The sequence below is a fragment of the Cedecea colo genome, from assembly GCF_011808225.1.
Lineage (GTDB): Bacteria > Pseudomonadota > Gammaproteobacteria > Enterobacterales > Enterobacteriaceae > Dryocola > Dryocola colo.
Genome location: NZ_SOYS01000003.1, coordinates 422,532 through 446,421, shown reverse-complemented (window position 1 = coordinate 446,421; position 23,890 = coordinate 422,532). Strand labels below are relative to the sequence as shown.

The 23,890-nt window shown below is 53.3% G+C and carries 24 protein-coding genes and 1 tRNA gene; 8 read left to right on the top strand and 17 right to left on the bottom strand.

What is annotated here, in order from left to right; genetic code table 11:
• Both E2L00_RS10395 and E2L00_RS10390 read right to left on the bottom strand, forming a co-directional pair.
• Positions 1–262, bottom strand: a 262-nt coding sequence (locus tag E2L00_RS10395) for a transposase (RefSeq protein WP_167610749.1), incomplete at its 3' end; no start/stop codon positions are given.
• Positions 263–306: 44 nt separating this feature from the next.
• The gene (locus tag E2L00_RS10390; protein ID WP_236127717.1) at positions 307–693 is read right to left on the bottom strand and encodes a hypothetical protein; all 387 of its coding nucleotides are present in this window, start codon (positions 691–693) and stop codon (positions 307–309) included.
• Between the two features lie 82 nt (positions 694–775).
• On the opposite strand from E2L00_RS10390, the gene E2L00_RS10385 reads away from it, so the two are divergent.
• Both E2L00_RS10385 and E2L00_RS10380 read left to right on the top strand, forming a co-directional pair.
• The gene (locus E2L00_RS10385; protein WP_167610746.1) at positions 776–1,237 is read left to right on the top strand and encodes a PAAR domain-containing protein; all 462 of its coding nucleotides are present in this window, start codon (positions 776–778) and stop codon (positions 1,235–1,237) included.
• Between the two features lie 10 nt (positions 1,238–1,247).
• On the top strand, positions 1,248–2,384 hold the full coding sequence (locus E2L00_RS10380; RefSeq protein WP_167610743.1) for a PAAR domain-containing protein: 1,137 nt from the start codon (positions 1,248–1,250) through the stop codon (positions 2,382–2,384).
• Positions 2,385–3,177: 793 nt separating this feature from the next.
• On the opposite strand, the gene E2L00_RS10375 is transcribed toward E2L00_RS10380, so the two are convergent.
• From E2L00_RS10375 to xerD, 7 genes are all read right to left on the bottom strand, one after another.
• A tRNA-Gly gene (locus tag E2L00_RS10375) sits at positions 3,178–3,251 on the bottom strand.
• A 95-nt stretch (positions 3,252–3,346) separates the two neighbouring features.
• Positions 3,347–4,108, bottom strand: a complete 762-nt coding sequence (gene actS, locus E2L00_RS10370; protein ID WP_167610740.1) for an amidase activator ActS — start codon at positions 4,106–4,108, stop codon at positions 3,347–3,349.
• 64 nt (positions 4,109–4,172) lie between these two features.
• Complete coding sequence (gene lysS, locus E2L00_RS10365; protein WP_167610737.1) at positions 4,173–5,690, bottom strand: lysine--tRNA ligase; 1,518 nt, start codon at positions 5,688–5,690, stop codon at positions 4,173–4,175.
• A 9-nt stretch (positions 5,691–5,699) separates the two neighbouring features.
• A protein-coding gene (gene prfB, locus E2L00_RS10360) for a peptide chain release factor 2 (protein WP_167610734.1) occupies positions 5,700–6,798 on the bottom strand; the annotation gives its coding sequence in 2 pieces (ribosomal slippage) (positions 5,700–6,722 and positions 6,724–6,798; 1,098 coding nt in all).
• A gap of 94 nt (positions 6,799–6,892) precedes the next feature.
• Positions 6,893–8,626, bottom strand: coding sequence for a single-stranded-DNA-specific exonuclease RecJ (gene recJ, locus E2L00_RS10355; protein ID WP_167610731.1), 1,734 nt, complete (start codon positions 8,624–8,626; stop codon positions 6,893–6,895).
• Between the two features lie 6 nt (positions 8,627–8,632).
• Positions 8,633–9,349, bottom strand: coding sequence for a bifunctional protein-disulfide isomerase/oxidoreductase DsbC (gene dsbC / locus E2L00_RS10350; protein ID WP_167610728.1), 717 nt, complete (start codon positions 9,347–9,349; stop codon positions 8,633–8,635).
• Positions 9,350–9,371: 22 nt separating this feature from the next.
• The gene (gene xerD, locus E2L00_RS10345) at positions 9,372–10,268 is read right to left on the bottom strand and encodes a site-specific tyrosine recombinase XerD (protein ID WP_167610807.1); all 897 of its coding nucleotides are present in this window, start codon (positions 10,266–10,268) and stop codon (positions 9,372–9,374) included.
• A gap of 101 nt (positions 10,269–10,369) precedes the next feature.
• On the opposite strand from xerD, the gene fldB reads away from it, so the two are divergent.
• Positions 10,370–10,891: a flavodoxin FldB gene (gene fldB, locus E2L00_RS10340; protein ID WP_167610724.1), complete on the top strand. Its 522-nt coding sequence runs from the start codon at positions 10,370–10,372 to the stop codon at positions 10,889–10,891.
• Between the two features lie 7 nt (positions 10,892–10,898).
• On the opposite strand, the gene E2L00_RS10335 is transcribed toward fldB, so the two are convergent.
• Both E2L00_RS10335 and sdhE read right to left on the bottom strand, forming a co-directional pair.
• Positions 10,899–11,321 (bottom strand): protein YgfX, encoded by a 423-nt coding sequence (locus E2L00_RS10335; RefSeq protein ID WP_167610721.1) that lies wholly within the window; start codon positions 11,319–11,321, stop codon positions 10,899–10,901.
• Positions 11,302–11,568 carry an FAD assembly factor SdhE gene (sdhE, locus tag E2L00_RS10330; protein ID WP_167610718.1) on the bottom strand — a complete coding sequence of 89 codons (267 nt, stop codon included), beginning with the start codon at positions 11,566–11,568 and terminating at the stop codon, positions 11,302–11,304. The genes E2L00_RS10335 and sdhE overlap by 20 nt, the downstream gene beginning before the upstream one ends.
• A 247-nt stretch (positions 11,569–11,815) precedes the next feature.
• Between sdhE and ygfZ the strand changes: the two genes are divergently transcribed.
• Positions 11,816–12,802, top strand: a complete 987-nt coding sequence (ygfZ, locus tag E2L00_RS10325; protein ID WP_167610716.1) for a tRNA-modifying protein YgfZ — start codon at positions 11,816–11,818, stop codon at positions 12,800–12,802.
• Between the two features lie 40 nt (positions 12,803–12,842).
• On the opposite strand, the gene trhA is transcribed toward ygfZ, so the two are convergent.
• Complete coding sequence (gene trhA, locus E2L00_RS10320) at positions 12,843–13,496, bottom strand: PAQR family membrane homeostasis protein TrhA (RefSeq protein WP_167610714.1); 654 nt, start codon at positions 13,494–13,496, stop codon at positions 12,843–12,845.
• A 158-nt stretch (positions 13,497–13,654) separates the two neighbouring features.
• On the opposite strand from trhA, the gene E2L00_RS10315 reads away from it, so the two are divergent.
• From E2L00_RS10315 to E2L00_RS10305, 3 genes are all read left to right on the top strand, one after another.
• Complete coding sequence (locus E2L00_RS10315) at positions 13,655–14,251, top strand: HD domain-containing protein (protein WP_167610711.1); 597 nt, start codon at positions 13,655–13,657, stop codon at positions 14,249–14,251.
• 43 nt (positions 14,252–14,294) lie between these two features.
• On the top strand, positions 14,295–15,023 hold the full coding sequence (locus E2L00_RS10310; RefSeq protein ID WP_167610708.1) for a MurR/RpiR family transcriptional regulator: 729 nt from the start codon (positions 14,295–14,297) through the stop codon (positions 15,021–15,023).
• A 164-nt stretch (positions 15,024–15,187) separates the two neighbouring features.
• Positions 15,188–16,621, top strand: a complete 1,434-nt coding sequence (locus E2L00_RS10305) for a 6-phospho-beta-glucosidase (RefSeq protein WP_167610705.1) — start codon at positions 15,188–15,190, stop codon at positions 16,619–16,621.
• 166 nt (positions 16,622–16,787) lie between these two features.
• On the opposite strand, the gene E2L00_RS10300 is transcribed toward E2L00_RS10305, so the two are convergent.
• Both E2L00_RS10300 and E2L00_RS10295 read right to left on the bottom strand, forming a co-directional pair.
• Entirely contained in the window at positions 16,788–18,254 is a 1,467-nt protein-coding gene (locus tag E2L00_RS10300; RefSeq protein WP_167610702.1) for a HAMP domain-containing sensor histidine kinase, read from the bottom strand.
• A gap of 3 nt (positions 18,255–18,257) precedes the next feature.
• Positions 18,258–18,971, bottom strand: a complete 714-nt coding sequence (locus E2L00_RS10295) for a winged helix-turn-helix domain-containing protein (RefSeq protein ID WP_167610699.1) — start codon at positions 18,969–18,971, stop codon at positions 18,258–18,260.
• A gap of 252 nt (positions 18,972–19,223) precedes the next feature.
• Between E2L00_RS10295 and E2L00_RS10290 the strand changes: the two genes are divergently transcribed.
• Entirely contained in the window at positions 19,224–19,466 is a 243-nt protein-coding gene (locus E2L00_RS10290) for a pentapeptide MXKDX repeat protein (protein WP_167610696.1), read from the top strand.
• A gap of 59 nt (positions 19,467–19,525) precedes the next feature.
• Here E2L00_RS10290 and E2L00_RS10285 read toward each other — a convergent pair whose 3' ends face one another.
• The 3 genes from E2L00_RS10285 to gcvH all read right to left on the bottom strand — a co-directional run bounded on the left by E2L00_RS10285 (position 19,526) and on the right by gcvH (position 23,890).
• Positions 19,526–20,269 (bottom strand): SDR family oxidoreductase, encoded by a 744-nt coding sequence (locus E2L00_RS10285; protein ID WP_167610693.1) that lies wholly within the window; start codon positions 20,267–20,269, stop codon positions 19,526–19,528.
• A gap of 229 nt (positions 20,270–20,498) precedes the next feature.
• Positions 20,499–23,372, bottom strand: coding sequence for an aminomethyl-transferring glycine dehydrogenase (gcvP, locus tag E2L00_RS10280; RefSeq protein WP_167610690.1), 2,874 nt, complete (start codon positions 23,370–23,372; stop codon positions 20,499–20,501).
• A gap of 128 nt (positions 23,373–23,500) precedes the next feature.
• Complete coding sequence (gene gcvH / locus E2L00_RS10275) at positions 23,501–23,890, bottom strand: glycine cleavage system protein GcvH (RefSeq protein ID WP_167610687.1); 390 nt, start codon at positions 23,888–23,890, stop codon at positions 23,501–23,503.

The window sequence follows — 23,890 nt, the reverse complement described above, 5'->3', positions numbered from 1 at the left end:
CGAAGTACGCCGCGGCTTTTTTTAATATATCCCGTTCGTCAGTAACCCGCTTCAGTTCCTTCTGGAGTCGGCGGATCTCAGCCTGAGCATCTGACTGTTCTTTGTGGATGGAAGAGTCCGGCCCGTACTTCTTTATCCAGGCGTAAAGACTGTGGGTAGTGATATCGAGACGTGTTGCAACGCTGGAAACAGAATGGCCACGCTCAATAACCTGTTTGACTGCTTCAATTTTAAACGCTTCAGGATAACGCTTACTGCTCATGTCCACCTCTTTTTAAGCCATTTTAAATGACTCAGAGGTGTCTGTTAAACCCGTGGCGATTCAATTTCATCTCCTTCTTTCCAATACAACGGCGACTTAAAAACGAATGTTGATTTATCTATCAACTGCGCTTCAAGCTGCTTATTTTTCTGTTCAGAATCAAACAGCAACGTCTGCATTGTCACGGCTTCTATCTTGGCGTTAGCAAGTTCAACCATCAGATTAGCCAACTCAAGTTTGAGCGTAGCCTTGTCCAGTTCATCACTGTTATTCGCCAGCTTCTGAGTGATACTCACCGCTTTATCAAGGATTCCAACCGCAGCCGCCGTACTTGCCAATACACCTGCCATAACATCCCCTAACTGAAATTTACCGAAGACCAATTCCCACAATTTTACCGGATAACCTTCTGTTACGAAACGAAGTTTCACTTAGGTCTAATACTTGTTGCTCATGTGGTCATTGTTTGTAAAATAGCCACAGAAATTATTTCCATATCAAGTAGAGGGACTTATGAAGCAGTACACCAACGAACTTACACCAGAAATGCTGGCAGCTTTTGACGAATCACCATTTACAGCCGAACAACTCGCCGGAATGAACGATGAAGCCCGTTCTCTCATCGAAAAACAAAACGCCTACAATCTCGCTCATCCAGTTACAGCAGCTTATCTGATCGCTACAGAGGGCAGCTTGACACGTAATGGTGGGAAAGTTTTCAGTGAATATAACGGACGGCAGATCAAACTTGATGAGGGCACAGTGCTAAACGTGTCTCGTGTTGGCGATGAAGTGCGTTACCCAGATGGAACGTCCGCGAAGATCACCAATGGTGCGGGAAACACACCAGGCGAATCTATCGCCCTTGTTGGTAGCTCGCTTGATAACGGCGATGAAATTATTAGCTGCCCACAAAATGCCGGAAGAAGAGTAGTCCGGGCAGGGGAATCGTTGCCAGAAAACTTTCTGAAATAAGGCGGTCACTATGGCATCGGTTAACAGAGGCTGCACAGTTCACGGTAAGAACGTTGGTCTACACGGAGATAAAACATCTACAGGCGCACAATGTATTGCCGCCCGCCCCGGTATGTCTGTCATGGGCAAGTGGAAACTCTATATCGGCGATAAGACCACCCCTTGCCCTAAATGCGGGGAAGGGGGGGTGATAGTGAGCGGTGATCCTCGCTGCTCAAATAGCGCCGCAGTCGCGGTGGACGGTGCAGAAATCCACTGCGGTTGTCCACAGGGTACTAATTTTCTTATCGCGCCTGGCACAGTTGAGGTGAATACCCCTTCTTGGGCGATAGCGCCTGTAGAGCCAGTGCAGCACGCACAGGCAGCGAAGAAGCAAAACAGCTTTGCTGACACCTGCAAGCCAGAAGATAACCAGTTATTGAACGGCGTTTACATCTGGACAGAAATCACCGATGCAGGACACGCTTTCGTTTCAGTGCATGAAAATAACTCGATCTACGTATACACCTACGGGCGCTTTGGTAGGAAAGGCCCCGCTACATTAACGGGCGATGGGATTCTTAACTTCCTAACTGGCGATGATGCTCGTCTTTACTACCGCGAAGAACTCTACAAATACCAAGCGAGAGTATTCCAGATCGAAGACGTCACACCTGAGGAAACCCGCAGGATTTTTGAATCTCTATGGAACTCCGGTAAAACACCAGTTTTCACGGATGCGATGGGAGATCGTACTAAACGACGCGGAAAGGTGATCGACGTTTACGATCTGACTGGCAGCAACTGCACAACTCACACAGTGCAAGTGATCAGAGAGGCAGGGACTAAAATCTTCGATACCAGTTACACATCAACAACAACGCAACTTCGTATCGAAAATGAAGAAGATTTCACTATTCCCGTATCTTTACAGCGTTATTTGACGGAGAAGAGTGGCGCTCTGTCCTCAATGAACGTTTTGGAGGTAACCAGCGCGTTTAGAGAACAGTATCCGAACATCGAACACTTCAAACCAAGCTCTGAAAGCCTCACAGGGCAAGTGGAGGAAGGGCTTGCTAACAGTGCGTCAGCGGTTGGATCATCTTCGGGTTATTCTGGTGGCACAATTGGCGGCGTTTTAGGTGGTTCGTATGACATTGACGAATAAAGCAAAGGCTATCCTTCGATGGGGAGGCATTGCTTTAGTATTCGCCATCTACTCTATCGCCTTGATGATACCAGTGCTTGATTTTGGGCTAACCCGGAAATACAACGGCCCCCCTTCAACAGGTCAGATGGAAGCCCGTTTATGTGAAGCGATCATAGATGACTTATCGCGGTCAATGGATAACCTCTTAATCATTGCATTTGTCGGGAGCGCCATTTGCCTTGTTTTGGCCTTGCTTATCTTCAAGAAAGTGAGATGACCGCCAAAGGCTGGAGAGATCCAGCCTTCCCCCTTTTCCCTGATTTTAGACAATAGAAGCCATAAAGCCCCGTTGGTGATACAGCAACAAGCGGAGCGTAGCGACTTCATCAGATTGTCAGAGGGATCACACCTTATCAGGATAACCGTGTACCCTTGCGGGAGCGTGGCTGAAACGCTGATAGAGCCTACATGTCGTTTGTAGGTACGTTATCGCCATAAACCTGTTTACGTGGCTCACAGAGCCGCACATCGGGCTTGAATGCGTGTGATCAGTCTGCTGTAAGAGACAATGCCCGGATCAGGCTTTTCCTTCACGTTGTGCTATCGCGGTGTGAGGGCTATAACTGCCGCCGCCGAATAGTTATACTCTTACTTCCATAGTAACTATCCGTGACAACTAACAGTGTACCTCTTGTTGGTAAATTGTCGTTCAATGGTAGAACGATCACAGACAACTTATGTTAAGTAACTTGTTGATAGCGAAACACATTAAGCCAGTAACTGGCGGTGTTTTGCAACAAGGGGAGAGATCTGGAGCGGGTGAAGGGAATCGAACCCTCGTATGCAGCTTGGGAAGCTGCCGTTCTACCATTGAACTACACCCGCTTTTTGAGAAGCACCGGCATTATAACCCTCCGGCGTAAGGTGACAAGAGGGAATGCCGCTAAGTGATGGTATTTTAAACGGTTGTCTGGCTGTCGCTAGCAGGATGGCCTGCTGCCCTGCGGCGGTAAATATCGCTGCGGATCCAGTGCCGTAGCGCGGTAACGGATCTGGAAATGCAGATTCACCAAATCTGAGCCGCTGCTGCCCATCGTGGCAATTTTCTGCCCTGCACTCACCTTTTGCCCGTTATTCACAAGCGTGGTGTCGTTATGGGCATAAGCGGTGATGTAGTCTTCGCTGTGTTTAATCATCACCAGGTTGCCGTAGCCCCTTAGCTGATTGCCAACGTAAACCACCGTACCTGCTGCGGATGCATAGATCGGTTGCCCGCGAGCGCCGGCAATATCAATCCCTTTGTTCCCACCATCGCTGCTGGAGAACGGCTCGATAATTTTGCCGCTGGCTGGCCAGCGCCAGCATCTTGCACCTACCGGAGGAGCCGCGACTTTTGCCACGCTTGTGTTGCTGGACGAAGAACGAGGTTTTGCGGATTTCGCAACGGCTGTTTTTTTCTTTGCGGTGCTGCCGCCGCTGCGTTTTACACGGATTTTTTGGCCGATCTCAAGCGTATAAGGCGCGGATATACCGTTAAGACTTGCCAGTGCGCCGACGCTTGAGCCGGTCATACGCGAGATGCGATAAAGCGTGTCACCCCGTTTAACGGTATAAACCGATCCGCTGTAGCTGCCTGCTTTAGAAGTGCTGGCTTTATTGGATGAGCAGGCGGCAAGTAACAGGCCCAGAAGCAGGACGATGACATTACGTTTCCATTTACTGACGATGCTTTCCTTGCGCAAACCAGGCCTCTGAAACAAACACACAGGAGATATATTCCTCCCCGAAGGGAGGAACAAAAGCAGCTTACTTAACCGGACGCAGCGCAGGGAACAGGATAACGTCACGGATGGTGTGGCTGTTGGTGAACAGCATAACCATGCGGTCGATTCCTATGCCCAGACCGGCCGTAGGCGGCAGGCCGTGCTCCAGCGCAGTCACGTAATCTTCGTCGAAGAACATCGCTTCGTCGTCGCCTGCGTCTTTTGCAGAAACCTGGTCAGCAAAGCGCTGCGCCTGGTCTTCCGCATCATTCAGCTCCGAGAAGCCGTTACCGATTTCACGGCCGCCGATAAAGAACTCGAAGCGATCGGTGATCTCTGGGTTCTCGTCGTTACGACGCGCCAGCGGAGATACTTCTGCCGGATATTCAGTAATAAAGGTCGGCTGAATCAGATGGCTTTCTGCCACTTCTTCGAAGATTTCGGTCACTACGCGGCCCAGGCCCCAGCTTTTCTCAACTTTGATGCCGATGGAAGCCGCGATCTCCAGCGCTTTGCCCATATCATCCAGATCCGCAATGTCGGTTTCCGGACGGTATTTTTTGATTGCTTCGCGCATGGTGAGCTTCGCGAACGGCTGGTCGAAGTCAAAAATCTCTTCGCCGTATTGCACCTGCGCGGTACCAAGCACTTCATGCGCGAGCGTACGGAACAGGGATTCGGTCAGCTCAATCAGATCTTTGTAATCCGCATACGCCATATAGAGTTCCATCATGGTGAACTCTGGGTTATGACGCGGGGAAATACCTTCGTTACGGAAGTTACGGTTAATTTCGAATACGCGCTCGAAGCCGCCCACAACCAGGCGCTTAAGATAGAGCTCTGGCGCGATACGCAGGTACATGTCGATATCCAGCGCATTGTGATGGGTGATGAAAGGGCGAGCGGACGCGCCGCCTGGGATCACCTGCATCATTGGCGTTTCGACTTCCATAAAGCCGCGTTCAACCATGAAGTTACGAATGCCCGACATGATCCGCGAACGCACTTTAAAGGTGTTACGGGATTCGTCGTTGGAGATCAAATCCAGATAACGCTGGCGATAACGAGCTTCCTGATCCTGCAGGCCGTGGAATTTATCTGGCAGCGGACGCAGGGCTTTGGTCAGCAGGCGCAGCTCGGTACAGTGAACAGACAGCTCGCCGGTTTTAGTTTTAAACAGCTTGCCGCGCGCGCCGAGGATATCGCCGAGATCCCATTTTTTGAACTGCTCGTTGTAGATGCCTTCTGGCAAATCGTCACGGGCAACGTACAGTTGAATACGACCGCCAACGTCCTGCAACGTCACGAAAGATGCTTTACCCATGATACGACGAGTCATCATACGGCCAGCAACGGTCACTTCGATGTTGAGATCTTCGAGTTCTTCGTTTTCTTTACCGTCAAAGTCTGCATGCAGAAGGTCAGAGGTATGTTCACGACGGAAGTCGTTCGGGAAGGCAATGCCCTGCTCGCGCAGGCCAGCCAGCTTCTCGCGGCGAGCTTTGAGTTCATTATTAAGATCGACTGCCGCTTCGGTGCCCTGTGCTTGTTGTTCAGACATGTTGGTTCCTCATAACCCTGCTTTCAAACTTGCTTCGATAAATTTGTCCAGATCGCCATCCAGTACCGCCTGCGTGTTGCGGGTTTCAACCCCGGTACGCAAGTCTTTGATACGGGAGTCGTCAAGGACGTAAGAACGAATCTGGCTGCCCCAGCCGATATCCGATTTGTTATCTTCCGCCGCCTGCTTCTCAGCATTTTTCTTCTGCATTTCCAGCTCGTATAGCTTCGCTTTCATCTGCTTCATGGCCTGATCTTTGTTCTTATGCTGCGAACGGTCGTTCTGGCACTGGGTCACGGTGTTGGTCGGAATGTGGGTAATACGCACCGCAGATTCTGTACGGTTAACGTGCTGACCGCCCGCACCTGACGCACGGTATACGTCGATGCGCAGGTCGGCCGGGTTGATTTCGATATCAATGTCGTCATCCACTTCCGGATAGACAAAGGCGGAGCTAAAGGAGGTATGGCGACGGCCGCCGGAGTCAAACGGACTCTTACGCACCAGACGGTGCACCCCGGTTTCGGTACGCAGCCAGCCAAAAGCGTATTCGCCCTGAATACGAATAGTCACGGACTTGATGCCCGCGACTTCGCCTTCGGACTCTTCGATGATTTCGGTCTTAAACCCGCGCGCTTCGGCCCAGCGTAGGTACATACGCATAAGCATGCTTGCCCAGTCCTGCGCTTCGGTACCGCCGGAGCCTGCCTGGATATCGATATAGCAGTCGGCGCTGTCGTAATCGCCTGAGAACATGCGACGAAACTCAAGCTGCGCCAGTTTGGCTTCTAACTGATCCAGCTCGACAACGGCTTCGTTAAAGGTTTCTTCGTCGTCGGCTTCAATGGCCAGCTCCAGCAAACCGGAAACGTCATCCAGCCCCTGGGTCATTTGATCTAAGGTTTCGACAATCGCTTCCAGTGCAGAACGCTCTTTACCCAGCGCCTGCGCGCGTTCAGGTTCGTTCCACACATCAGGCTGTTCCAGCTCTGCGTTTACTTCTTCCAGGCGCTCTTTCTTGGCATCGTAGTCAAAGATACCCCCTAAGAACGTCGCTGCGCTCGGTGAGATCCTGGATGCGGTTTTTTACCGGGTTAATTTCAAACATGCTTAATTTCTTATGTTGATGTCAGAAGACGGAATGCGATCGTAAACCGGAAAGTTTACCGGAATTACGCTGCACTTTGTAGCACTGGTTGGCGTTAAATCGGCCAGAGGTGGTCTATCAAAAGCTGCACTGTTCTGTTGCCGCGAAACTCATTTACATCGAGCTTATAGGCCAGTTCCACTTCGCGCACGCTGTTGTCCGGCCAGCAGGTGGTATCGACGTTAAACGCGATGCCGTCCAGCAGCGGACCGCCGCCCAAAGGTTCAACCATCACCTTAAGGTGACGTTCCCCTACCAGGCGCTGCTGCAACAGACGGAATTTACCGTCGAATAACGGTTCCGGGAACATCTGTCCCCATGGCCCGGCATCGCGCAGCATTTCGGCAACGTCAAGCGTCATCTCCTGTGGCGCAAGCGACCCGTCGGACCAGATTTCACCCTGCAGCAGGGCAGGATCGAGCCATTCGCCCACCAGCTCACCGAAGCGCTGGCTGAACGCTTCGAAGTGCTTTTCTTCCAGCGATAATCCCGCAGCCATGGCATGACCGCCGAATTTTAATATCAGGCCGGGATTCAGCGTATCCAGCCGCTCCAGGGCATCGCGCATATGCAGCCCCTGAATCGAGCGTCCGGACCCTTTAAGGGTGCCGTCGCCAGCCGGTGCAAAAGCGATAACGGGACGGTGGAAACGTTCTTTAATACGCGATGCGAGAATACCAACCACGCCCTGATGCCATTCGGGATGATACATCGCGAGGCCATAGGGCAGCGCTTCATTGCTGCGCTCAAGCTTTTCACACAGGGTCAACGCTTCAATCTGCATGCCCTGCTCTATCTCTTTGCGCGTCTGATTGAGCGCATCAAGTTCGTTAGCGAGCATGCGCGCCTCGCCGATGTTGTCGCTTAGCAGAAGCGCCACGCCAACGGACATATCGTCCAGACGCCCCGCCGCGTTCAGGCGCGGCCCCAGGGCAAAGCCCAGATCGCTGGCCGCCAGTTTATGCGGCTCACGATTGGCAACTTCGAGCAGCGCCTTAATGCCCGGACGGCAAATTCCTGCGCGGATACGGCTCAGACCTTGCCAGGTGAGGATACGGTTGTTGGCGTCCAGCGGAACCACGTCAGCCACGGTGCCAAGCGCGACGAGATCGAGAAACTCAGCCAGGTTGGGCATTGCCAGCCTCTGCTGCTCAAACCAGCCGCAGCCGCGCAAATGTGCACGCAGCGCGAGCATCAAATAAAACGCAACGCCTACGCCCGCGAGTGATTTGGACGGAAATTCGCAGTCAACCAGGTTCGGGTTAATGATGGCTTCCGCTGCCGGGAGCTCCGTGCCGGGCAGGTGATGATCGGTTACGATCACCGGAATGCCCAGCTCGTGCGCACGTTCAACGCCGCTATGGGATGAAATGCCGTTATCAACCGTCAGAATCAATTGCGCGCCGCGGGCATGGGCCTGATCCACCACTTCCGGGCTTAAACCATAGCCATCATCAAAACGGTTCGGCACCAGATAGCCCACGTTTGTACCGCCGAGGCTACGTAATGCCAGCACGCTTAACGCCGTGCTGGTTGCGCCATCCGCATCGAAATCACCAACGACGATAATGCGCCGCCCTTCACGGAAAGCGTTGTGCAGGATTTCAACGGCCTGTTCCATGCCGTTGAGCTGCTGCCAGGGCAGCATTCCTTTTACGCTGCGTTCCAGGTCCTGTTCGCCACGCACTCCGCGGCTGGCGTAGAGGCGTTTTAACAGCGGAGGTAAACCCGCCGGTAAGACCGCCGTGTCATCCACGACCCGGCGGCGAAGTTGCGTTTGTTTTTTCACCAGTTATTAACCACTTACTTTGCTCAACTGCTGGTGCGCATCCAGCATTTGTTTCATCTCTTTCGGTCCCTGATAACCGGGAATCACCGTTCCGTTGCTCAGCACGATAGCTGGCGTACCCTGCACGCCAAACTGCACGCCGAGGTTGTAGTGATTAGCGATGTTGGTTGCACAGCTCGCAGCAGGCACCGCATCGCCTTTCATCGCGGCATCAAACGCTTTATTGCGGTCTTTTGCACACCAGATGGATTTCATGTCGCTTTCGGCCTGGCTTTGCAGCCCCTGGCGCGGGAAGGCGAGATAACGCACGGTAATGCCCAGCGCGTTATAGTCTTTCATCTCTTCATGCAGCTTGTGGCAATAGCCGCAGGTGATGTCGGTGAATACGGTGATAACGTGTTTTTCCTGCGGCGCCTTATAAACGATCATCTCTTTTTCAAGCGAGTTCAGTTTGCCTGTCAGCAGTTGATTGGTGACGTTTACCGGCTGTGCGCCGCTGACATCGTAAAGCGGGCCCTGAATAATATGCTTGCCGTCTTCTGTCACGTACAGCACGCCGCTGTCGGTCAATACAGTTTTCATTCCGCCAACGGGAGCAGCCTGAATATCCGCGCTCTGCACGCCCAACTTCGCCAGCGATTGTTTGATTGCCGCATCGTCAGCGTGAGCAAAACCGGAGACAGACGCCGCCAACAGCGAGAGCAGCAAGAGACTTTTTTTCATCATGATTCCTTTATCCTGGCACTCACGCCCGCGGGTGGTGCTGTTGATGTAGCTGACGTAAACGTTCGGTCGCTACATGAGTATAAATCTGTGTAGTGGACAAATCGCTGTGTCCAAGAAGCATCTGTACGACACGTAAATCCGCGCCGTGGTTCAGCAAATGCGTGGCAAAAGCGTGGCGCAGGACATGAGGAGAAAGCTTTTCGCTATCAATTCCTGCAATTACCGCGTAATGCTTGATGCGGTGCCAGAACGTTTGTCTGGTCATCTGCTGCGCCCGCTGGCTGGGGAACAGAACGTCGAGAGATTGCCCATTTAACAGCCACGGACGTCCGTGTTCAAGATAGCTTTCCAGCCAGTAGACCGCCTCTTCGCCCAGCGGCACCAGACGTTCTTTATTCCCTTTACCAATAACCCGCACCACGCCCTGACGCAGGCTGATATCGCTCATCGACAGGCCCACCAGCTCAGACACGCGCAGGCCGGTAGCATACAATAATTCCAGCATCGCTTTATCGCGTAACTCGATGGGCTGGTCGAGGCAAGGTGCCTGAAGCAGACGTTCAACCTGTGCTTCGCTGAGATCTTTCGGTAAACGCTGCGGTAATTTAGGTGAAGAAAGCAAAGCGCTCGGATCGTCATCGCGTGCTTTTTCACGGTAGAGATACTGAAACAAACGCCGAATAGCGCTTAACATACGTGCAGAGCTTGTGGCTTTATAGCCCCCTTCCAGACGCTCGGCAAACAGGGACTGGAGATCGCCCGCCTGCACCGACAACAACGTTAAGCTATGGCGCTCTAACCATTCCGCAACCATTTTCAAATCGCGGCGATACGAGGTTAGCGTGTTCTCAGCCAGATTTTTTTCGAGCCAAAGCGCATCAAGAAATTGTTCAATACGGGCCAGATCCTGTTCCACTGGAGCCTCACTTAAGCCTGAGTTGCGTCCATTATGCATGATGCGTAATGGGATCTGGTACACTTGCCAGCCTGCACGTTATTAAATGAGTTGTTATCGCTATGAACATTGGCCTTTTTTATGGCTCCAGCACCTGCTATACCGAAATGGCTGCCGAAAAGATTCGTGACATCATCGGCCCGGAGCTGGTGACGCTGCATAATTTAAAAGATGACTCCCCCGCGCAAATGGAACAGTACGATGTGCTGATCCTCGGCATCCCGACCTGGGATTTCGGCGAGCTGCAGGAAGACTGGGAAGCCGTCTGGGCGCAGTTAGATAACCTGAATCTGGCAGGCAAACTCGTCGCCCTGTACGGAATGGGCGACCAGCTAGGCTACGGCGAATGGTTCCTCGACGCGCTGGGTATGCTGCATGACAAACTGCTTCCCCGTGGCGCGCAGTTTATCGGTTACTGGCCAACCGAAGGCTATGAATTTACAAGCGCTAAACCTGTTATCGCCGACGGGCAACTGTTTGTTGGCCTCGCACTGGATGAAACCAACCAGTACGATCTGAGCGATGAACGCATTCAGAGCTGGTGCGAGCAAATTTTAAGTGAAATGGCTGACAGATTCGCCTGACGGAGGCCTAAGCCTGGCCGCTGCCGCTCGCCTGCTGTTGCAAAAGCAGGCGGCGTAAATCCCGCCACTCACCGCTATCCATGCTGTCGGCTGCCAGCCACAAATGCTGGCAACGGGTTTTGCGCGTCTGGCGGATTCGCAACATCATGCCGCTGCGTAACATCCACGGCGTGCCGACGATTTCCCACTCTTTATCCTGCCACTTCAGGTGATAATTGGTCAGCAGTTTGATCTCGCCCTGAGTCGCATGAATCCGACGCTGGCTGCGCACGCTGTCAAAAACAACCAGAGAAAGTAAAAGCATCCAGATAAGCGTATAGCTCATCGGCCACGGCAGAAGCAGCACAACCAGCGCCAGCAGCCCGTGGGCTAACAGGGATAACCACTGCGCCCGCCAGGAGACACGAAGATCAGATTGCCACAGGACCACGTTCTCTATTCCGTGTTTGGATAAGCTTCACCATACGCTGCAACGCTGAGTCTGCCGGTTCACCATAATTCATCAACCAGTTGAAAAGGTCAGGATCGTCGCATTCCAGAAGACGGATAAATAGCTGCTTATCCTCGTCGCTTAACGTGTCATATTCATGCTCAAAGAACGGCATAATCGAAATATCGAGCTCGCGCATTCCGCGGCGGCATGCCCAGTGAATGCGGGCTTTGTTATTGATATCCATCTGCTCTTTCCTGCTTAGACTTATGTGTAAAATACGAGTGATAGTGTAACGTGTTTTCTTCACGCGTATTACCTGAATGTTGCCATCTGCGCACTTTCTCTGAAGAAATAACCGCAACCGGCTCTCGTTACATTTACACTGCGAGCCAGCCCGAAACGGCACAATTCGCGCCATCAAACCGCTTGCATTAGCGGGCGGCTCTTTTACCATTAAACTCAAACATCTGTTGATTAACCCAGGAAAAATTATGGCTTTCAACCCGTTTCCTCCCCGTCAGCCCACGGCCGCGGCTCGCCTGCCGCTGACGCTGATGACCCTTGATGACTGGGCGCTCGTAAACGTGACTGGCGCAGATGCTGAAAAGTACCTGCAGGGACAGGTCACCGCCGACGTAGCAAACCTGGGCTCCAGCCAGCATCTGCTTTGCGCCCATTGCGACGCCAAAGGCAAAATGTGGAGCAACCTGCGCCTGTTCCATCGCGGCGAAGGTTTCGCCTTTATCGAACGTCGTAACCTTCAGGAAGCACAGCTGGCGGAACTGAAAAAATACGCCGTGTTCTCAAAGGTGACGATGACGCCAGACAACGAAAGCGTACTGCTGGGGCTTGCTGGTTTCCAGGCTCGCGCAGCGCTGGCGAATCTTTTTGCAGCCCTGCCGGATAAAGAAAATCCTGTCGTCCAGGACGGCGTTACTACCCTGCTGTGGTTCAACCTGCCTGCCGAACGGTTCATGTTGGTCACAGATGCCGCCACAGCGCAGACGCTAGTCGAAAAACTACGCGGCGAAGCACAGCTTAATGACAGCCAACAGTGGCTGGCGCTGGATATTGAAGGCGGTCTGGCGGTGATTGATAGCGCCAACAGCGCGCAGTTTATCCCACAGGCGACAAACCTTCAGGCGCTGGGCGGCATCAGCTTTAAAAAAGGGTGTTATACCGGCCAGGAAATGGTAGCACGCGCGAAGTTTCGCGGGGCTAACAAACGAGCGCTTTGGTATCTCGCAGGCAGCGCTTCCCGCCAGCCGGAAGCTGGCGAAGATCTGGAGATGAAAATGGGCGATAACTGGCGTCGTACCGGCACAGTGCTTGCTGCAAGCCAGCTGGACGATGGCCGCGTGCTTATTCAGGCCGTTATGAATAACGATCTCGAACCGGACACCGTTTTCCGCGTACGGGAAGACAACGGCAGCGAACTGGCTATTGAGCCGCTGCCTTATTCACTGGAAGAGCGTTAAAATCCTGGCCAATGCCCCTGTATCCCAGGGGCATTACGTATCAGCGAAGGTATAAATAGATAGCGAGGAAGTGGCATAGGCTGCCGCCCAGCACGAAACCGTGCCAGATAGCGTGATTGTAAGGGATACGCTTGCAGACATAGAAAATAACGCCCAGCGAGTAAATCACCCCGCCCGCGGCCAGCAACGTTACGCTGCCTGCATCAAGCTTCATCGCCAGTTGATAAACCACCGCAAGCGACAGCCAGCCCATCAGCAAATAGGTCACCAGCGACAGCATCTTGAAGCGGTGCGCAATGGTCAGCTTGAAGAGAATACCTGCCAGCGCGAGCCCCCAGATAACCACCATCATGCCGTGGGCAAAAGGTGAATCCAGCCCGACGAGCAAGAACGGGGTATAGGTACCGGCGATAAGCAGGTAGATGGCGCAATGGTCAAATTTCTTAAGCCAGCGTTTCGCACGCTGATGGGGAACGGCATGATAAAGCGTGGAGGCGAGGAACAGCAAAACCATGCTGCCGCCGTAAAGGCTATAGCTGGTGATTGCCATGGCGCTGGCGTTAGCGGCGATAGCCTGAACCAGCAACAGCACCAGCCCGACAATTCCGAACACCAGCCCGATACCGTGAGTGACACTGTTGGCTATTTCCTCAGCCAGTGAATATCCAGGTGCTTTGATTGGTTTGTCAGCCATAAGGCTACTCCAGGTGAGACTTAAGATGAAAAATGCAGCACGGCCAGCATAGCTGAGAATGATTCCAGTAAACACGTGTACGCTAAAATAAATCTGTCAGCGGCGTGAGGCACACCTGTACAATTGCCCTGGCTGCTTAAAATATCTGGAGAATAGCTATGTCCCCTCTCACCTTTGGCACGATGAGCGATGTTATTGCTTTTCTGATGGAAATCGACAAGCTCAAGCTTGTTGAGCGTCGGACAAAAATTATCGGCCATCGCCGTCAGGAAAATTCCGCCGAGCATAGCTGGCATTTTGCCGTTGCGGCGATGAGCCTTGCTCCTTTTGCGCCTGCGGAAGTCAATATTTCGCGGGTGGTACAAATGGCGCTGTTGCATGACATTGTGGAAATCGATGTGGGTGATGTTCTGGTTTATGATGTGGCCGCACGCGCAGCCGTAGCCGAAAAGGAAGCGGCGGCAGCGACGCGCCTGTTTGGTTTATTACCCGAGCCGCAAAGCCGTGAATTTCTCACGCTCTGGCTGGAATACGAGGCGGGTATAAGTGCCGATGCCCGCTTTGCCGGCGCGCTGGATCGCATTTTGCCTGTATTACAGAATCTGTATAATGAGGGGCAAAGCTGGCGCGAAAATAATATCTCTCTTGAGCAGGTGTTAACCCGTAATGCACAGGTGGGCGAAAGCTGGCCGGAATTATGGCAACATGTCGTCAGCCATTTATATGTTGCGCAGAAAAAAGGCTGGCTGCGCTAAACTTTCTTACCGGCTCACGGCTGTAACTTCAGGAAGATGTACGATGTTTACTCACGCGGCGATTGCTAATCTCAACGGCCTGGAAATGATGGTCTACAACTATGTCATTAAAAATCGTGACAAAGTAATGTACATGACCATTCGCGAACTGGCCGACGGCGCGGGCGTTTCCACCACTACCGTGCTGCGCTTTTGCCGTAAGCTGAACTGTGACGGTTATTCCGAGTTTCGCGTACGCTTTAAATTATATCTGGAACAAAACGATGAGCCGTTGACGAATTTTGGCCCCAGCGAAATAATTAGCTTTTTCAAAAGTACCAATAATGAAGAATTCGATAATTTAATCGCCCTTGCGGTTGATATTATTTGCTCATCTGAAAGGATTATATTTGTCGGCGCGGGGACCTCCGGTGCTTTAGCCAAATATGGCGCACGTTTCTTTTCAAACGTGGGTAAATTCAGCAACCATATTGACGATCCTTATTTCCCGGTCACCAATGATATGGCAAAAAATGCGCTGGCGATCGTGCTTTCTGTTTCAGGCGAGACGGAAGAGATCCTGCGCTTTGCCAGCCAGTTCAGCCTTCACAACTGTAAGGTGATGTCGATTACCAGCCACGAAAACTCAGCGCTGGCGAAGCTCGCTGATTTTAATATCTCCTGGCATATTCCGCTGACGCGAGTCGCTGGCGTCTATGACATTACCACGCAGATCCCCGTTATTTATATCTTAGAGACCATTGGCCGTAAACTGGCGAAAAAAATGGCGTAAAAAAACAGGCTGTTTTTTATATGTAACAAATCACGAAACGGATAATTTGTTATATCGTGACAATTACCTCTCCTTTGTTAGACTCCAGAGCAGGATTTATTAACGTAACGCCAGCTTGTGATGTATCGCACATTATTATTGGCGCTAACAACGGGATAAAAAATATGAAAAAATTGACCTTGCCAAAAGACTTTTTGTGGGGCGGCGCGGTTGCCGCGCATCAGGTAGAAGGCGGCTGGAATAAAGAAGGTAAAGGCCCAAGCATTTGTGACGTGCTGACAGGCGGCGCGCACGGGGTTCCTCGCGAAATCACACAGGAAGTTATTCCCGGTAAATATTACCCGAACCATGAAGCTATCGACTTCCACGGGCGTTACAAAGAAGACATTAAACTGTTTGCCGAAATGGGCTTTAAGTGTTTTCGTACCTCCATTGCCTGGACGCGTATTTTCCCTAAAGGCGACGAGCAGCAGCCAAACGAAGAGGGCCTGAAATTCTACGACGATATGTTTGACGAGCTGTTAAAGCACAATATCGAGCCGGTGATCACCCTCTCCCACTTCGAGATGCCTCATCACCTGGTCACGGAATACGGCGGCTGGACCAACCGTAAAGTCGTTGATTTCTTTGTTCGCTTTGCTGAGGCGGTGTTCGAGCGCTACAGGAGCAAAGTGAAATACTGGATGACCTTTAACGAGATCAATAACCAGCGTAACTGGCGCGCTCCCCTGTTCGGCTACTGCTGCTCCGGCGTGGTTTATACCGAACACGACAATCCGGAAGAGGTGATGTATCAGGTTCTGCATCACCAGTTCGTGGCAAGCGCCATGGCGGTGAAAATCGGCCATCGCATTAACCCGGAGATGCAAATCGGCTGCATGCTGGCGATGGTGCCGCTATACCCATTCTCCTGCAAGCCAGAAGATGTGATGTACGCCCAGGAATCCATGCGCGAGCGTTATGTCTTTACCGACGTTCAGCTGCGCGGCTACTACCCGTCTTACGTACTGAACGAGTGGGAACGCCGCGAGTTCAACATCAAAATGGAAGCGGGCGATGAGCAAATCCTGCGTGAAGGCGTGTGCGATTATCTCGGTTTCAGCTATTACATGACTAACGCCGTGAAGGCAGAAGGCGGGTCGGGCGATGCGCTGTCTGGTTTCCAGGGGAGCGTACCAAACCCGCACGTTAAAGCCTCCGACTGGGGCTGGCAGATTGACCCGGTTGGCCTGCGTTACGCGCTGTGTGAACTGTACGAACGCTACCAGAAGCCGCTGTTTATCGTCGAGAACGGCTTCGGCGCTTACGATAAAGTCGAGGAAGACGGTGCTATCAACGACGATTACCGCATCGATTATCTGAAAGCGCACGTTGCAGAGATGATAAAAGCGGTCACTTATGACGGCGTTGATCTGATGGGCTACACCCCGTGGGGCTGCATCGACTGCGTTTCTTTCACCACCGGCCAGTACAGCAAACGCTACGGCTTTATTTATGTTAACAAGCACGACGATGGCACCGGCGATATGTCCCGCTCGCGTAAGAAAAGCTTTAACTGGTACAAAGAAGTCATCGCCAGCAACGGCGAGAATCTGTAGGCAAGATGTAGCAGATCGCACCGCCACGTTGGCGAGCGGAGTAAACGGTGGATGGCGCCTGCGCCTATCCACCCTACGCAATCTTTCCTGATGCCTGGAAAGCGTCTCCACAACTTGCTAATCAGTTCGTAGGTCGGGTAGTACGCGCCAGCGCCGCCCGATCGACTCAAACCGGCAGCGCAAAGCGGAAACAGGCACCGTTATCTGGTTTCTCTACCAGCGTAATGTCGCTGCCGTGAAGCTGCAGCATCTGGCGCACAATCATCAACCCCAGCCCACCGACCCGCAACCGTGACTGGCTGGCGATAGACGGGCGAACGAAAAGCCCATCTTTTAATTCCTGCGGAATGCCGGGCCCGTTATCACTCACCTGCACCAGCACTTTCCCGCCCTCTTTCCACAAACGCACAGCTATGATGCCGCCTTCCGGCGCGTGGCGAATAGCATTGTCCAGCAGGTTGGTCAGCACGCGTTCGATCATCGCCAGATCGGCATCTATCAGCGGCAGAGCGGGCTGAATGTCGGCCAGCAGTTGCTGCCGCCGGGTTTGCGCCGCCAGTTCAAATTTTTGAAACACGTCCTGTAAAAGCTCGCCCAGAGAAAAATGTTCTTTTTGCGGTTTCACCACGCCATATTCCAGGCGCGCCAGTTCAAACAGCGACTGCGCAAGCGCCCCGACTTTCTGGCTCTGCCCAAGCGCGATGTCCAGATAGCGTTTTTTATCCGCTTCGGAAAGCGTCGCCGACATTACGGATAAACTTTCCAGATAGCCGTGCAGGGAAGTGAGCGGCGTACGTAAGTCATGGGAAATATTGGCGATAAACTCACGGCGCAGTTGATCCTGTTGCGATAAACGATGCCACTGTTCGGCAATGCGCCGTGCCATGGTGATAACACCCTGGCGCAGAAGGCTAATCTCATCGTTGCCTTTTCCTTGATGCAGCGGCAGCGCAGCCATCGTCCGCATCTCTTCCATGCCGCCGGTTTCCAGGGCGCGGACCTGATGAGAAAGCTCGCGCAGCGGACGGGTTATCCACCGAAAAGCCAGCCCGCCCACAATCAGCCCCAGCAGGGCAACCAGGCTGATGGAAAGCAGAACAATTTTCAGCAGGGCGGTAAATTGCGCATCGCTGTTTAACGCGCTGTAATTCTCACCCAGCAGAATAACGTACAGATAACCTTTGACCTGCCCGTTCTGGCGCATCGGTGCCACGCTAAAAACTTTCCTGCCTTCAAGGCTGCGCGGATCGTCGCCGTAAATGGGATACTGACGGCTGCTTAACGCCGTTTGTATCGGCTGTAAATCGACACGCTCGCGCTTCAGGTGCCCAACCGGCGCGCCGTCGCCAACGATATTACCTTGATTATCCAGCAGGTAAACTTCAACGCTGGGGTTTACGGCCATCAGGTGATCGAACAGTCTGCGCACTGATTCCTTATTAAGTCCATCCTGTCCGAGCAGCGGATAACTTTGGTTGATGTGCTGCGCCAGATCGCCAGAAAGCTGCTGGATAACCGCCTGGCTGTACTGCGTGCTGGTACGCACCTGTAACCAGCCCAGCAGCGCGCACGACGTCAGGAGCAAAAGCGCAAAAATCAGCGTCAGGCGTTGTGAAAGGGTAAGAGTTCGCATGGTTTACTCGTGCGGCTGTGCGGTGAATTTATAGCCTTTTCCCCAGACGGTACGAATAAAACTCGGCTCCGCCGGGTTGTCTTCAATCTTGATGCGCAGGCGATTGATATGCGTATTAACCGTATGTTCGTAACCTTCGTGTTCATATCCCCACACCTGGTTAAGCAAGTTGAGGCGGGAGAAAACTTTGTCCGGATTTCTGGCAAAGAAATAAAGAAGATCGAATTCGCGTGGCGTAAGTTCAACCGAAAGATGGTTAAGCTGCACGTCACGGGCCAGCGGATCGATAGTGAGCGCGCCGAAAGTGAGCGTGCCCGCATCAAGGCGCAGGTTGTGGCTCATGGCTTCCTGGCGGCGAAACAGCGCTTTGACACGCGCCACCAGTTCCAGCATGGAAAAGGGCTTAGCAAGGTAGTCATCCGCGCCAAGTTCAAGGCCGAGCACCCTGTGCGTTTCGCTGGAGCGGGCGCTGATCATAATGATTGGCGTATAGCGCGTCATGGTGCGGGCGTAGCGGCAAATTTCCAGACCATCCACGCCGGGCAGCATCAGGTCGAGGATTAACGCGTCCCATCCTCCCTGCTTAAGCTTTTCCAGACCGACATTACCGTCTGCGGCATGGGTTATTTCAAAACCCTCTTCCCGCAGATGCAATTGCAAAAGCTCAGCAATGTTCTCATCGTCTTCCACGATAAGTAGCTTTTTGTCCTGCTTCACTTATTAACTCCCACACGCGCCGCATAGTGAAAGTCTACACAACAAGCAGCCGGGAAGTTGTCACATTTTATTTAACTTTGCGTGAGGCATTGGGGAATAAATCTGGCCAATACTGGCTTCATCGCATCGTCAGCAAGCAGCGCGATAAGCCTGTATTGCATATTCGACCGGCCGTTATCCGCCTGCTATGGCTGCGCTTAACGCCCGGCTGAGTGGTAGTTAAAATTCCTCACCCATCAAAAGGTAAATAACATGAAAAAACTCTACGCTGTTTTTATGTGCTCCACGCTGGCTTTGGGAATGGCGGGCGCAAATGCTGCCGACACAATGAGCAAAGATAATATGTCGAAAGACAAAATGGGTATGTCCCACGATTGCAATAAAGACGGCATGAAAAAAGATTGTATGAAGAAAGGGTCAGTGCCGGAGCAGGACATGCATAAAGGCAGTATGTCGAAGGACGCCATGTCTAAAGATACTATGAAGAAAAACTAATATAACAGCAGCCTGGACAACGCTCCCCTGGCTTTGCTGGCGCTATCCAGGCTGTTTCTTTATTTTCCACCGGCCAAATCGATAAAGCTGCCGGTGACATAAGAGGCTTTTTGGCTGAGCAACCAGGCAATGGCCTCGGCAACTTCTTCCGGCTGCCCGCCACGCTGCATCGGCAGGGAAAACTTCACGCGATCGACCCGCCCGGCTTCGCCGCCCGATGCGTGCATATCGGTATAGATAAACCCAGGACGCACGCCGTTAACGCGAATGCCCTGCGCCGCAACTTCCAGCGAAAGCCCGGTGGTCAGCGTGTCTATCGCCCCTTTTGAGGCAGCGTAATCGACGTATTCGCCCGGCGAACCCAGGCGTGCCGCAGCGGAAGAAACGTTAACAATTGCACCGCCTTCTCCGCCGTGGCGATAAGCCATGCGCTTGACCGCTTCACGGCAACAAAGAAAATAGCCCGTAACGTTAGTTGCCAGCACGCGGTTGATACGATCCGCCGTCAGGCTTTCGATGGTGGATTGCTGGAAGAGAATGCCCGCGTTATTGACCAGGGCGGTGAGCGGGCCAAAAGCATGGTCGATTTCAGCAAACATCGCCAGCACCTGCAGTTCATCGGCGATATCGGCTTTGATAGCCATCGCTTCGCCGCCCGCATCGCGAATAGCATTGACTACTTCATCTGCGGCCTGCTTGTTACGCAGATAGTTAACGACGACCTTATAGCCGGAGCGCGCCAGCAGGATAGCGGTTGCTCTGCCGATGCCGCGGCTGCCGCCGGTGACGAGTGCGATTTGCATATTTCCCCCAGTTCACCAGATAAAACAAAGGGCACCGACGTGCCCTTAGATTGCTGACAAAGAAGGAAAAAGCGTGGTTTTTCCTTCTTTGTGGTTATCAGACGAAAATCAATCCATTGATTTTCCTTATTTTTTATTCGGTGGTATATGTTCAACCTGTGCTGGTTGAGAGTTTGTCATCAGTCTGAGGGCACCGACGTGCCCCTTATTTATATCTTATTGATAGCCTTTACTGATATTCGCTCATCGGCACGCAGGAGCAGAACAGGTTACGGTCGCCATACACATCGTCCAGACGCTTAACGGTCGGCCAGTATTTATTGCTGTGGCCCGTCGGGAAAACGGCCAGTTCGCGGGTGTATGGGTGCGCCCACTCAGAGACAATTTCATCCTGCGTGTGCGGTGCATTCACCAGCGGATTGTCTTCCAGCGGCCATTCTCCACGCGCTACGCGGTCGATTTCGGTACGAATAGTTAACATCGCGTCGATAAAGCGGTCCAGCTCCAGCTTGCTTTCAGATTCTGTTGGCTCAACCATCAGCGTCCCCGCAACCGGGAAGGACATGGTCGGCGCATGGAATCCGAAATCAATCAGGCGCTTAGCAATATCCAACTCGCTAATGCCGGTTTCTTCTTTCAGCGGACGAATATCGAGAATACATTCGTGCGCCACGCGGCCATTCGCGCCAGCGTAGAGAATCGGGAAGGCGGACTGCAGGCGGCTGGCGATGTAGTTGGCGTTCAGAATCGCCACCTGACTTGCTTTCTTCAGGCCTTCCGCGCCCATCATACGAATGTACATCCAGCTGATTGGCAGGATCGAAGCGCTGCCGAACGGTGCGGCAGAAACCGCGCCCTGCTGGGTCAGCATCTCTTCAATTTGCACCACGCTGTGGCCCGGCACAAACGGCGCCAGATGCGCTTTCACGCCGATTGGCCCCATGCCCGGCCCGCCGCCGCCGTGTGGAATGCAGAAAGTTTTGTGCAGGTTGAGGTGTGAAACGTCCGCGCCGATATGGCCCGGCGAAGTAATGCCCACCTGAGCGTTCATGTTCGCGCCGTCCAGGTAAACCTGGCCGCCTGCCTGGTGAACAATCTCGCAGACTTCGCGGATGGTTTCTTCGTAAACGCCATGGGTGGACGGATAAGTCACCATGATGCAGGAAAGCGCAGCGCCCGCCTGCTCCGCTTTCGCACGCAGATCCTGAAGATCGATGTTGCCCTGCTTGTCGCAGGCGACAACGATCACTTCCATGCCCGCCATTTGTGCAGAGGCCGGATTGGTGCCGTGTGCAGAGCTGGGGATCAGGCAGATATTACGCCCGGCTTCGTTGCGGCTTTCGTGGTAACGGCGAATCGCCAGCAGGCCAGCATATTCACCCTGCGCGCCAGAGTTTGGCTGCATGCAAAGCGCGTCGTAACCGGTCAGTTTCACCAGCCAGTCAGACAGCTGGGAAATCATCTGGTGATAGCCTTCCGCCTGGTTTGCCGGGCAGAACGGATGCAGTTCGGCAAATTCCGGCCAGGTGATGGGGATCATTTCCGCCGCGGCGTTAAGCTTCATGGTGCAGGAGCCGAGCGGGATCATCGCCTGGTTGAGCGCCAGATCTTTGCGCTCCAGAGAGTGCATGTAGCGCATCATCTCGGTTTCGCTGTGGTAGCGATTGAATACCGGATGAGCCAGAATTTCGTCTTCGCGCAGCATTGCCGCCGGGATAGACAGGCTGTCGCCAGCCACGTCCTGGTCCAGTTTGTCGATATCCAGACCGTGGTTATCGCCCAGCAGCACGTTGAACAGCGCCTGCACGTCTTCGCGAGTGGTCGCTTCGTCAAGCGTAATGCCTACCGCGCCCAGAATGTCGCTGCGCAGGTTGATTTCGTTTGCTTCGGCACGCGCCAGGACGGCGACTTTATCTGCCACTTCCACGCACAGCGTGTCGAACCAGTGTTTGTGGCGCAGCACCAGGCCTTTCTTTTGCAGGCCAGCGGCAAGGATATCGGTCAGGCGGTGAATGCGGCCTGCAATGCGCTTAAGCCCGGCCGGACCGTGGAACACCGCGTACAGGCTGGCGATATTGGCCAGCAGCACCTGAGAAGTACAGATGTTGGAGTTCGCTTTCTCGCGGCGGATATGCTGCTCACGAGTCTGCATCGCCATACGCAGCGCGGTGCGGCCCGAAGCGTCGCGAGAAACGCCGATAATACGGCCTGGCATGGAGCGTTTAAATTCATCACGCGCGGCGAAGAATGCCGCATGCGGGCCGCCGTAGCCCATCGGCACGCCAAAGCGCTGTGCGGAGCCGAAGACGATGTCTGCGCCCTGCTTACCCGGCGCGGTCAGCAGCACCAGCGACATAAAATCAGCGGCGACGCTTACCACAACTTTGCGTTGTTTTAATGCTTCAATGAGCGCGCTGTAATCGTGCACTTCTCCCGTGGTGCCAACCTGTTGCAGCAGCACGCCGAATACGTCCTGATGATCCAGCACTTTTGCTGCCTCATCGACGATCACGTCAAAACCAAAGGTTTCCGCGCGGGTACGCACCACGTCCAGCGTCTGCGGATGGATGTCAGCCGCCACGAAGAAACGGTTGGCGTTCTTCAGTTTGCTTACGCGCTTTGCCATCGCCATTGCTTCTGCGGCGGCGGTTGCTTCATCAAGCAGCGAGGCGGAGGCGATATCCAGACCGGTCAGGTCCAGCGTTACCTGCTGGAAGTTCAGCAGCGCTTCGAGACGGCCCTGAGAAACTTCTGGCTGATAAGGCGTATACGCGGTGTACCAGCCCGGGTTTTCCAGCATGTTACGCAGAATTACCGGCGGCGTTTGTACCGCGGTGTAGCCCATCCCAATGTAGGTTTTGAAGCGCTTATTGCGGCCAGCAATGGCTTTGAGTTCAGCCAGTGCGGCAAATTCTGTTGCCGCTTCGCCCACCTGCGGCGGCTGTGCGAGCTGAATATCAGCCGGAACAATGGTGGAAATCAGTTCATTTAAAGAACCCGCGCCCACGGTTTCCAGCATTTCGTGCTGCTGCCGGGCGCAGGGGCCAATGTGGCGGTCAATAAACGCTTCGTGGTTCTCAAGGCTACGTAAGGACTGGGTCATGAGCGGTGATTCCTGAAAAACATGCAGAACTTTAGCGGTGGATGGCGCGACGCTTATCCACCCTACAAAACAAGTCTTGGTGAACATCGTAGGGCGGGTAAGCAGAGCGTCACCCGCCAGATACAGTATTACTCGTTTTCCAACAGGGCTTCGTACGCGGCGGCGTCCAGCAGAGCGTCTAACTCAGATTCGTCGCTGGCTTTGATTTTAAAGATCCAGCCGCCGGTGTACGGCTCGCTGTTTACCAGCTCCGGCGCGCCTTCCAGTTCGTTGTTCACGGCGAGGATTTCGCCGCTGACTGGCGCATAAATATCGGATGCGGCTTTCACGGATTCCGCAACGGCGCAGTCGTCACCGGCGCTGACGGCGGTGCCCACTTCTGGCAGATCCACGAACACCATATCGCCCAGCAGCTCTTGCGCATGCTCGGTGATGCCTACGGTCCAGGAGCCATCCGCTTCTTTACGCAGCCATTCATGTTCTTTGCTGTATTTCAGTTCATTAGGCACATTGCTCAT